The following is a 10508-nucleotide window of genomic DNA, read 5'->3' on the forward strand; positions in this document are numbered from 1 at the left end:
TGAGAACCTAGATGGGGACGGATGACGGAAAAGGAAAGTGTGCCCTGCCAATATGGCTGACGGGCGCTCAACGCGCCAGCCAGATCACCGTGCCCATGCGCCCGGTCTCGCCGTCGCGGCGGTAGGAGAAGAAACGGTCCCGGTCGGTGTGGGTACAGAAACCGCCACCGTGGACGGACTGGACGCCCAGGGCGCGCAGCCGTGCGGACGCCAGACGGTAGAGATCGGCGTACCAGTGACCGCGCCGGCCGGCGGCAAACGCATCACTGGCCCCGGGGCCGGCCTGCAGGAACGCCTGGCGCACGTCGTCACCCACCTCGAAGCGGCTCGGGCCGATGGCGGGGCCGAGCCATGCGATCAGGTCCTCGGGCTGCGCCGGCAGCGCAGCCACCGTGGCCTCCAGCACACCGGCGGCAAGGCCGCGCCACCCCGCATGGGCTGCCGCCACGCAGGTACCGCGGCGGTCACACAGCAGCACGGGCAGGCAGTCGGCGGTGAGCACGCCACAGGGCAGCCCCGGCCGGTCGGTCCACACCGCGTCGGCTTCGGGCTCGTCACCACCGGCATGGGCCGCCACCACCGCCGTGCCGTGCACCTGGTTGAGCCAGAAGACGTCGTCGGGCAGCCCGGCGTGTTCACGCAGGTAATTGCGGTTGAGCCTGACCGCGTCCGGGTCGTCGGCCGTGCGGCTCCCGAGATTGAGCCACTGGTAAGGCGGTTCGCTGAAGCCGTGCTGCCGGGTGGTGGACAGCCCCCGGACGTGCGCCGGGGCGGGCCATTGCGGATGAATCCAGGCGTGGTTCATAGGGCCATTCGTCGGTCGTGCTCCCGCAGAACGTCCATGACCGCATCCATGTCGGCCGGCCGGGGCGTTTCCCAGGCCATGGTTTCCTCCGTCCCCGGATGCTGCAACACCAGGCGCGCCGCGTGCAACGCCTGCCGCCCGAGGCCGGCGAGCGCGTCCCGCACGGTGTCATCGGCTCGCTTCGGCAGGCGCGGACGCAGGCCGTAAACGGGGTCGCCCACCAGCGGATGCTGGATGTACGCCATGTGCACGCGGATCTGGTGCGTGCGACCGGTCTCGAGGAACACCCGCAACAACGTGTGCGCACTGAACCGCTCGGCGATGCGGTAATGGGTGACCGCAGGGCGACCGCTAGCCACCACCGCCATGCGTTTGCGATCCCGCGGGTGACGGGCAATGGGCGCCTCCACGGTACCGCCGGCGGTAAACGTGCCACTGACCAGCGCTTCGTATTCGCGGCCCACGCTCTTGTCCTGAAGCTGTTCAGTCAGCGCGGTATGCGCGCGATCGCTCAGGGCAACCACCATCAGCCCGGAGGTGTCCTTGTCGATCCGGTGCACGATGCCGCAGCGGGGGATCTGCTCCAGATACGGGTGCCGATGCAGCAGGGCGTTCTGCAGCGTGCCGTCCGGGTTGCCGGCGCCAGGGTGAACGACCAGCCCCGCCGGCTTGTTCAGCACCAGGATGTCGTCATCTTCGTGGACCACGTCGAGCTCGATCGGCTCGGGTTCCACCGAGGGCGCGTTCGGGGCCAGGGCGGCGCGCACGGCGACCGTTTCCCCGCCTTTCACCGGATCCCGGCCGCGCCGGCGCGCGCCGTCCACGGTGATGGCGCCGTCTTTCAGCCACTGCTGCAGACGGCTCCGGGAGTAGTCCGGAAACACGTCCGCCAGCGCCCGGTCCAGACGCTTGCCGGCCGCCGACTCGGGGATGTTTGCATCCAGTTCCAGGAACTCGCTCATGGGAACTTTGTTGCCCTCTCCGGCACTAAACCATTGCTGGGTTGCCGCGACGTGTGTCCGTCGCGGGCTGCTTTGCGCAGTGTACCCGCCTTGCCGGGCACAGTGTCAGCCCGGGGCAACGGCTGAACGCCATGCTATGCGTCAGCCGATGCGTCACCTAGAATACGCGCTTTGAGATCCGCAAGCGGAAGCCCGTGATGTCCCGAGTGTCCTTAGCAGTCCTGATCACCCTCGCCATCGTGCTGGCCGGCTGCGGCGGCCGCGGCGGCAGCCCGGATGTGTCGGACCCGATGCAGCGTGGCGCCGGGGACAATCGCCAGGACGAGCGTTCCGCGGAAGAGCTTTACGAGTCGGCCCGCAGCGCCATGAGCCGCGGCGACTACCGCACGGCCGCCGAGCGCCTGGAGAACCTGCAGGCCCGCTACCCGTTCGGACCGTACTCCCGGCAGGCGCAGCTCGACCTGATCTACGCCTACTTCCAGGCGCGCGAGATGGGCTCGGCCATCAACGCGGCGGACCGCTTCATGCGGCTCAATCCGCAGGACGAGCAGGTCGCCTACGCGCGCTACATGCGCGGGCGGGCCAACCTGGACCGCGGCAACGATTTCCTCACCCGCACTTTCGACATCGACCGCCGCACCCGCGACCCCAACGCCATACGCGAAGCCTATGCGGACTTCCTGCAGGTGGTGGACAACTACCCGGACAGCGAATACGCCGACGATGCCGAAGAGCGCATGGTGATCCTGCGCCAGCATCTGGCCCATTACGAGATGTACGTGGCCGGGTATTACATGAAGCGTGGCGCCTACGTGGCCGCCGCGAACCGGGCGCAGAACGTGATTCAGAACTTCCAGGGCACGCCCGCGGTGCGGGACGCGCTGGTGGTGCTGGCCGAAGCCTACGGCGAACTGGAACTCGCCGACCTGCAGGCCGACGTGGTGCGGGTGCTGGAGATGAACTACCCCGAGCACCCCGCACTGCAGGACACGCTCTTCTCGCCCGGCCTTGGCGACGCAGCCGCCGCGGAGAACGAGCAGGATTCGTAGGACCGGACGGATTGCCCATCGGTTCGGGAATCGGTGGACCTGAAGGTCCACCCTACGGGTGCTGCGTGGATCGGTCGATCGAGAAATGGTGGACCTGTGAAGGTCCACCCTACGGATTGCGAGGCGTAGGGTGGATCTTCAGATCCACCATCAATCCGGGCTTGCAGACGCGGTCAGATCGCTTCTTCGTCCTCTTCCCCGGTCCGGATGCGCAGCACGCGGTCCACGGGGGTTACGAAGATCTTGCCGTCGCCGATCTTGCCGGTCTTGGCGGCACCGATGATGGCATCGACGCAGCGATCCACCTGATCGTCACCCACCACCAGTTCCACCCGCATCTTGGGCAGGAAATCCACCACGTACTCGGCGCCCCGGTAGAGCTCCGTGTGCCCCTTCTGGCGGCCGAACCCCTTCACTTCGGTCACGGTCATCCCGGTGATACCGATATCGGACAATGACTCGCGCACATCATCGAGCTTGAACGGCTTGATCACGGCTTCGATCTTTTTCATGGCAACCTCTTCTGCATTTCCCGTCTAGCCGGCCCAGGGTCGGTAACCGGAGGTAATCGGATAGCGGCGCTCCCGCCCGAACGCCTTGCGCGTGACTTTCACCCCCGGCGCCGCCTGCCGGCGCTTGTACTCGTTCCGGTGCAACAACGCCACCACATGCCGAACGGCTTCGTCGTCGTACCCTTCGTCGATCAGGGTGGCCAGCGCGGCGTCCTCGTCCAGGTAGCGCCGCAGAACCCCATCCAGCACCGGATAGGGCGGCAGCGAGTCTTCGTCCTTCTGGTCGGGCCGCAGCTCGGCCGAGGGCGCTTTGTCGATGATCCGCTGCGGGATCACGCGCCCCAGGGCGTTGCGCCAGTCGGACAGGCGGTAGACCTGGGTCTTGTAGACGTCCTTCAGCGGCGCGAAACCGCCGCACATGTCGCCGTACAGCGTGGCATACCCGACCGCGTACTCGCTCTTGTTGCCCGTTGCCAGGACCATGGAGCCGAACTTGTTGGACAATGCCATCAGCATCAGCCCCCGGGCACGGGACTGCATGTTCTCTTCCGTCGCATCCATGGGCCGGTCGCCGAACAGCGGCGCAAGCTCGTCCATGCAGGCCTGGAAGGCGGTGTCGATGTCCAGGCTCGAGTAGCGCACCCCCAGCATCTGAGCGCAGGCCTGAGCGTCTTCCAAGCTCTCCTCCGAGGTGTAACGGGAGGTGAGCATAACCGCATGCACCCGCTCCGGCCCGAGTGCATCCACGGCAACAGCGGCACTGAACGCGGAATCGATACCGCCGGACATACCAAGGACGACACCCGGGAAGCCGTTCTTGTTGACGTAGTCGCCGAGGCCGCGGACCAGGGCGCGGTAGACCTGTTCGTCCTCGTCCGGCAGGGCATCCACCTCCGCAGGCTCGGGAACCAGAGATATACCCCGCGGAACGAAGGTGACCGGCACGAGCGCTTCCCGGAAGGCGGGCGCGCGGGCGACCAGGGCGCCGTCGCCGCTGTAGACCACGGAAACGCCGTCGTAGACCACTTCATCCTGACCGCCCACCAGGTTGACATAGACCACGGGCAGCCCCGCCTCCTCCTGGCGGGCCCGGATCACCGTCTCGCGATCTTCGAACTTGCCGGCGTGGAAGGGGGAGGCATTGAGATTGAAGAGCACCTGGGCGCCTTCGTCTGCTGCCCAGCGGGCCGGGCCCGGATGCCAGAGATCCTCGCAGATGGTCACGCCGCAGCGATGACCCGCAATCTCCACCACCAGCGGCGTACTGCCGGACTCGAAATAGCGCTTGTCGTCAAAGACGCCGCCATTCGGCAGGTGGTGCTTGTGGTAGACGCCCAGCACCATGCCGTCCTGCAGGACCGCGGCGGAGTTGTACAGCCGCCCCTTCTCGTGATGGGGAAACCCGACCACCACCGCCACGCCGGTGACTTCGTCCCGGATTCGCGCCAGTGCCTGGCCAATGCTGTGGATGAAATCGGGCCGGAACAGGAGATCCTCCGGCGGATAGCCGGTGAGGGTCAGCTCGGGAAAGACCACCGCATCGGCGTGGTGCTTGTCGCGGGCGCGGAGTGCGGTGGCGATCACCTGCTCCACGTTGCCGGACACATCGCCGACGCGGGTGTCCAGCTGGGCCATTGCGACACGCAGCTGCTCGGACATGCTCGTGCGCTCCATGCCGTTCAGTGGGCCGCCACCCCGCGCACGGGGCGGCGGCTGGAGGTCGGCAGCAGACGGATCAGCCGAGCAGCTTCTTCATGCTCTCGCCGATGTCGGCCGGCGACCGCACAGTGGTCACGCCGGCCTTCTCCAGGGCACCGAACTTGTCGTCCGCCGTGCCCTTGCCACCGCTGATGATGGCGCCCGCATGGCCCATGCGCTTGCCCGGAGGCGCCGTAACACCCGCAATGTACGCCACCACCGGCTTGTTGACGTTGGCCTGGATGTACTCGGCCGCCTCTTCCTCGGCCGTGCCGCCAATCTCGCCGACCATGACGATGCCCTCGGTCTGCGGATCGTCCTTGAACAGCTCGATCACGTCCACGAACGACATACCCTGAATCGGGTCACCGCCGATGCCGACACAGGTGCTCTGACCGAGTCCGGCATCCGTGGTCTGCTTCACCGCCTCGTAGGTGAGTGTCCCCGACCGGGAGACGATGCCGATGCGGCCCTTCTGGTGGATATGCCCCGGCATGATGCCGATCTTGCAATCGTCGGGCGTGATGATGCCCGGGCAGTTCGGGCCGATCAGACGCACGTCATCATAGTAGGCCAGCGCCGCCTTCACCTTGAGCATGTCCAGCACGGGGATGCCCTCGGTAATGCAGGCGATGACCTTGATGCCGCCTTCGGCGGCTTCCAGGATCGCGTCGGCGGCGAACCCGCCCGGCACGTAGATCATGGAGGCATCGGCGCCGGTTTCGCGCACCGCGTCTTTCACGGTGTTGAAGATCGGCCGGTCCAGGTGCGTTTCACCGCCGCGGCCGGGGGTGACGCCACCGACAATGTTGGTGCCGTAGGCAATGGCCTGCTCCGCGTGGAACGTGCCCTGCTTGCCGGTGAAGCCCTGGACGATGACCTTGGTGTCCTTGTTGACGAGAATACTCATTACAACAACCTCGCAGTGATTCGGTGGCGTGGGCTCAGGCGGCCTTGCCGACGGCGGCGACCATCTTCTTCGCCGCATCGGAGAGGTCGTCGGCGGCGATGAGGTCGAGGCCGCTGTCTTTCAGCAGCGCCTTGCCCTCTTCCACGTTCGTGCCTTCCAGGCGCACCACCACGGGGACGTTCACGCCCACTTCCTTCACCGCGGCAATAATGCCCTCGGCGATCATGTCGCAGCGGACGATGCCACCGAAGATGTTCACCAGCACGCCTTCCACGGAATCACTGGAAAGGATCAGCTTGAAGGCCGCCGTCACGCGCTCGGTGTTGGTGCCGCCGCCCACGTCCAGGAAGTTGGCGGGCTCGCCACCGTGCACCTTGACCACGTCCATGGTTGCCATGGCGAGGCCGGCACCGTTGACCATGCAGCCGATGTTGCCGTCCAGGGTGATGTAGTTGAGGTTATGCTGCGCCGCTTCCACCTCGGTGGGATCTTCCTGGGAGGCGTCGTACATCGCTTCGATGCGCTTCTGGCGGCCCACCTCGATGGCGTTGTCGTCGACGTTCAGCTTAGCGTCCAGCGCCAGCAGCTGGCCGTCGCCGGTAACGATCAGCGGGTTGATCTCGATCAGGCTCAGATCGCTGGCGACGAACAGGCGGTAGAGGCCGTCCATGATCTTCACGAGCTGCTTGATCTGATCGCCCTTGAGGCCCAGGGCGAACGCCACCTGGCGGCACTGGAAGGCCTGCAGGCCGGCGACCGGGTTCACCGCGACGGTGACGATCTTCTCCGGCTCGTTCTCGGCGACTTCCTCGATATCCATGCCGCCGGCAACGGAGGCCATGAACACGATCCGCTTGGTGGCGCGGTCCACCACGGCGCCAAGGTAGAGCTCGGACTGGATATCCAGGCCCTGCTCGACCATCACGCTGTTGATGGGCATGCCCTTGTCATCCGTCTGGTGGGTCACCAGGCGGGTGCCGAGGATGGACTGCGTGTACTCGCGGACTTCGTCCTTGCTCTTGCAGACTTTGACCCCACCCGCCTTGCCACGGCCACCGGCGTGGACCTGGGCCTTCACGACCCAGACGCTGCCACCCAGCTTTTCGGCAACGGCCACGGCTTCGTCGGCCGTCTTGGCGACATCGCCCTGGGGGATGGGAATGTTGTATTCGGAGAACAGCTCCTTGGACTGATACTCGTGAAGATTCATGGTAACGCCCGACCTCCCGAGAAAATGGAACCGCAATTCTCCACCAAAGGCGGCCGCAAATCAAAGCGGGTGAGCGGAATCTCATCACATTGCCTGGCCGCGCAAACGTCTATAATGCGGCGGCGGCGGACGACCGGTGTACCATCCCCCCGCCACACGGGGACGTGAGCGCATGCACCACCCGCATGAGCAGCCGCGTCCCGACCGGACCCGGCAGGAGGCTTGAGACCCGGTGAGCATTCTCGGCGAATCCATTCCCGCCCTGTCTGCGGACAGCAGGGACCGCTACACCTGGCGACCGTTGCGGCTGTTCGCCTACTACCGCCTGCTCGTGGCCCTGATGCTCGCCATCGTCTTTCTCACCGGCCAGGACACGCTGCTGGTGCGCTCCGAGCAGCCGGTACTGTTTCTGCAGTTCGCCTTCGTCTACCTGGTGCTGGCGCTGATGCTGCTGGCCATCGCCTACCAGTGGCAGCGGGCGCTGACACTGCAGGTGTGTGTCCAGGCCGTGGTGGACATCTTCATGCTGAGCGCCCTCATTTATACCGCCGGGGCACAGGATCCCGGCCTGGGCGTGCTCATGCTGGTGGCCGTGGCCGGCTGCGGCATCTTCGTCGAGCGGCGGCTGGCCGCCCTGTTCGCCGCCATCGCCACGCTCACGCTGCTGTTTCTGGAGTTCCTGGCACAGCTCGACACCGAGGCGGGCACGGTCGGCTACGCCGAAGTGGGCGCGTTCGGCATTGCCCTGTTTCTGGTGACCTTGGCAGGCAACCGGCTCGCCCAGCGTGCCCGCGAGGAACACGCCCTGGCGGAGCAGCGCGGCGAGGACCTGGCCGACCAGGAAGTGCTCAACGGCCACATCGTGCAGCGCCTCCAGGACGGCGTCCTGGTGCTGGACCGCGCCGGGCGGGTTCGCCTGATCAACGCCACCGCCTGGAAACTGCTCGGTCAGCCGCCCCACGTAGATGCACCGCGCCTGGAAGACCTCTGCGCCCCGCTGGCACGGGCCCTGACCCAGTGGCAGGACAATCCGCGCGCGGAGCCGCCGTCGTTTCAGCCGGACCTCCTTTCGCCGGTGCTGCAGCCCCGCTTCCGGGTGCTCTCCGGCGCATCCGGCAGCGGTGTGCTGATCTTCCTGGAGGATCTGGCGGAGATGCACGCCCAGGTGCAGCAGGCCAAGCTCGCCTCTCTGGGGCGCCTCACCGCCAGCATCGCCCACGAAATCCGCAACCCGCTGTCGGCCATGACCCACGCCGGGCAGCTCCTGGGCGAGGCGGAGCTCACCGACGCGGACCGCCGGCTGGTGGACATCATCCAGCGCCACGGCCAACGCCTGAACGCCATCGTGGAGAACGTGCTGCGGCTCTCCCGTCGGCAGCAGCCGGATCTGGACACCGTCCACCTCCAGGAGCTGGCGGCCGAGCTGAACGACGACGTGCGCGCACAGCCCGATCTGCAGCCCCTGCGACTGCGTGCCGGCACGGTACCGCGCGATGCCACCGTTCAGTTCGACCCCGGCCACCTGCACCAGGTGCTGATGAATCTCCTGCGCAACGCGGCAAAGCACGCCCGCCACCCCGAGCGGGAACTGACCGTCACCGTCATGGCCGGACGCGACCCGCGCGAGCAGCCCTATCTCGACATCATCGACAACGGCCCCGGCATCCCCGCAGCAAGCCGGGACCAGCTCTTCGACCCCTTCTTCACCACCGCGGGAGACGGCACCGGGCTTGGGCTTTACCTCTGCAGGGAGCTCTGCGAGGCCAACCACGCCCGGCTGACCCTGCTGGACACCGGCGACTCCGGTACCCGCTTCCGCATCACCTTCACAGCCACAGGACACGAGCAGACATGACCACGGAACGTCCCCTGGCCCTGATCATTGATGATGAGCCGGACATCTGCGAACTGATCCAGGTCACCCTCCAGCGCATGGAGGTGGACTGCCACATCGCCGGCACACTGCAGGAAGCGCGCGACCTGCTCGGTCAGCACGCGTTTGATCTGTGCATAACCGACATGCAGCTGCCGGACGGCAACGGCATTGACCTGGTCCGCGAGGCCGTGGCCGAGCAGCCGGAGCTGCCCATGGCAGTGATCACCGCCTACGGCAACATGGACACGGCGGTGCAGGCGCTCAAGGCGGGCGCCTTCGACTTCGTCCCGAAACCCGTGGACCTCGGCATGCTGCGCCAGCTGGTGGGGGGCGCCACCCGGCTCAGCCACGGCCCGCGCATCGACCGCCGCTCCCGGGACACACTCCTCGGCAACTCGCCGGCCATGCAGAAGATCCGCGGCACCATCGCCAAGCTGGCGCGCAGCACGGCGCCCGTCTACATCAGCGGCGAATCCGGCACCGGCAAGGAACTGGTGGCACGCACCATCCACGACAAGGGTGACCGGCGCGAAAAGCCCTTCGTGCCCATCAACTGCGGCGCCATCCCGTCGGAGCTCATGGAGAGCGAGTTCTTCGGCCACGTGAAAGGTGCATTCACCGGCGCCAACCGCGACAAGCAGGGGCTGTTCCAGGCCGCCGACGGCGGCACCCTGTTCCTGGACGAAATCGCCGAACTGCCCCAGCACATGCAGGTGAAGCTCCTGCGCGCCATCCAGGAGAAGGCCGTGCGACCGGTGGGCAGCGAGCAGGAGATCAGCGTCAACGCACGCATCCTCTCCGCCACCCACAAGGATCTCGGCCAGCTCGTGGATGAAGGCCTGTTCCGGCAGGACCTCTTCTACCGCATCAACGTCATCCAGCTCGCCGTGCCGAGCCTGCGCCAGCGACGGGAAGACATCCCCATGCTGGTGAACCACGTCCTCGGGCGGCTGACCGGCGACGGCGACGACCCGCCCGTACAACTCAACGACGCCGCGCTGGGTGCGCTGCGGGCGTATCCCTTTCCGGGCAACGTGCGCGAGCTGGAGAACATCCTCGAGCGGGCACTGACCCTGTGCGAAGGCGGCACCATCGAGCCGGAGGACCTCCAGCTCCCGGAAACCACTGGCACCCAGCACCAGGACACTGCAGCCGCCGTACCGGCCCCGGACGACGATTTCGCCCTGGACGACTACCTGGCCGACGTGGAGCGCGAAGTGGTGATCAAGGCGCTGGAGAAAACCGGCTACAACAAGACCGCGGCCGCTCAACTCCTCGGCATCAGCTTCCGCGCCCTGCGTTACAAGCTGAAGAAGCTGGACATGGAATAATAACGGCCACGGCTCGCAGATCACCCCTTGGTGGACCTGAAGGTCCACCCTTGTACCTTTATCCTTGTGGTCAGGGAGACCACACCCTGATGCCGGGCGAGCAGGAGTCCACCCGAAGGGCAATTGACCCTGTGCAGTAGATTCAGGCCCCCGGC

9 protein-coding genes are annotated in these 10508 nt (G+C 66.5%); 3 read left to right on the forward strand and 6 right to left on the reverse strand.

Features of this window, described 5'->3' with window-relative positions; all coding sequences use genetic code 11:
- Window positions 1-67: 67 nt before the first annotated feature.
- Window positions 68-805 carry a peptidoglycan editing factor PgeF gene (gene pgeF / locus ACNSTU_RS16080; protein ID WP_290635440.1) on the reverse strand — a complete coding sequence of 246 codons (738 nt, stop codon included), beginning with the start codon at window positions 803-805 and terminating at the stop codon, window positions 68-70.
- On the reverse strand, window positions 802-1767 hold the full coding sequence (rluD, locus tag ACNSTU_RS16085) for a 23S rRNA pseudouridine(1911/1915/1917) synthase RluD (RefSeq protein WP_290635438.1): 966 nt from the start codon (window positions 1765-1767) through the stop codon (window positions 802-804). Before rluD ends, pgeF begins: the two co-directional genes overlap by 4 nt.
- 197 nt (window positions 1768-1964) lie before the next feature.
- On the opposite strand from rluD, the gene ACNSTU_RS16090 reads away from it, so the two are divergent.
- Window positions 1965-2816: an outer membrane protein assembly factor BamD gene (locus ACNSTU_RS16090; protein WP_418212666.1), complete on the forward strand. Its 852-nt coding sequence runs from the start codon at window positions 1965-1967 to the stop codon at window positions 2814-2816.
- 173 nt (window positions 2817-2989) lie between these two features.
- Here ACNSTU_RS16090 and ACNSTU_RS16095 read toward each other — a convergent pair whose 3' ends face one another.
- The 4 genes from ACNSTU_RS16095 to sucC form a co-directional block, all read right to left on the reverse strand.
- Window positions 2990-3328 (reverse strand): P-II family nitrogen regulator, encoded by a 339-nt coding sequence (locus ACNSTU_RS16095; RefSeq protein ID WP_290635434.1) that lies wholly within the window; start codon window positions 3326-3328, stop codon window positions 2990-2992.
- Between the two features lie 24 nt (window positions 3329-3352).
- Window positions 3353-4987, reverse strand: coding sequence for an NAD+ synthase (locus ACNSTU_RS16100; RefSeq protein WP_290635432.1), 1635 nt, complete (start codon window positions 4985-4987; stop codon window positions 3353-3355).
- 76 nt (window positions 4988-5063) lie between these two features.
- The gene (sucD, locus tag ACNSTU_RS16105; RefSeq protein WP_290635430.1) at window positions 5064-5936 is read right to left on the reverse strand and encodes a succinate--CoA ligase subunit alpha; all 873 of its coding nucleotides are present in this window, start codon (window positions 5934-5936) and stop codon (window positions 5064-5066) included.
- Window positions 5937-5970: 34 nt separating this feature from the next.
- Window positions 5971-7146: an ADP-forming succinate--CoA ligase subunit beta gene (gene sucC, locus ACNSTU_RS16110; protein ID WP_418212667.1), complete on the reverse strand. Its 1176-nt coding sequence runs from the start codon at window positions 7144-7146 to the stop codon at window positions 5971-5973.
- A gap of 232 nt (window positions 7147-7378) precedes the next feature.
- On the opposite strand from sucC, the gene ACNSTU_RS16115 reads away from it, so the two are divergent.
- On the forward strand, window positions 7379-9001 hold the full coding sequence (locus tag ACNSTU_RS16115; protein ID WP_418212668.1) for a sensor histidine kinase: 1623 nt from the start codon (window positions 7379-7381) through the stop codon (window positions 8999-9001).
- Window positions 8998-10353, forward strand: coding sequence for a sigma-54-dependent transcriptional regulator (locus ACNSTU_RS16120; RefSeq protein WP_418212669.1), 1356 nt, complete (start codon window positions 8998-9000; stop codon window positions 10351-10353). Before ACNSTU_RS16115 ends, ACNSTU_RS16120 begins: the two co-directional genes overlap by 4 nt.
- Window positions 10354-10508: the final 155 nt, after the last annotated feature.

Origin of the sequence: Aquisalimonas sp. APHAB1-3, from assembly GCF_048323695.1 — a bacterium.
Classification (GTDB): Bacteria; Pseudomonadota; Gammaproteobacteria; order Nitrococcales; family Aquisalimonadaceae; genus Aquisalimonas.

Coding starts and splice junctions, on each gene's coding strand:
- pgeF (WP_290635440.1), bottom strand. CDS start 805: ATGAACCACGCCTGGATTCATCCGCAATGGCCCGCCCCGGCGCACGTC.
- rluD (WP_290635438.1), bottom strand. CDS start 1,767: ATGAGCGAGTTCCTGGAACTGGATGCAAACATCCCCGAGTCGGCGGCC.
- ACNSTU_RS16090 (WP_418212666.1), top strand. CDS start 1,965: ATGTCCCGAGTGTCCTTAGCAGTCCTGATCACCCTCGCCATCGTGCTG.
- ACNSTU_RS16095 (WP_290635434.1), bottom strand. CDS start 3,328: ATGAAAAAGATCGAAGCCGTGATCAAGCCGTTCAAGCTCGATGATGTG.
- ACNSTU_RS16100 (WP_290635432.1), bottom strand. CDS start 4,987: ATGTCCGAGCAGCTGCGTGTCGCAATGGCCCAGCTGGACACCCGCGTC.
- sucD (WP_290635430.1), bottom strand. CDS start 5,936: ATGAGTATTCTCGTCAACAAGGACACCAAGGTCATCGTCCAGGGCTTC.
- sucC (WP_418212667.1), bottom strand. CDS start 7,146: ATGAATCTTCACGAGTATCAGTCCAAGGAGCTGTTCTCCGAATACAAC.
- ACNSTU_RS16120 (WP_418212669.1), top strand. CDS start 8,998: ATGACCACGGAACGTCCCCTGGCCCTGATCATTGATGATGAGCCGGAC.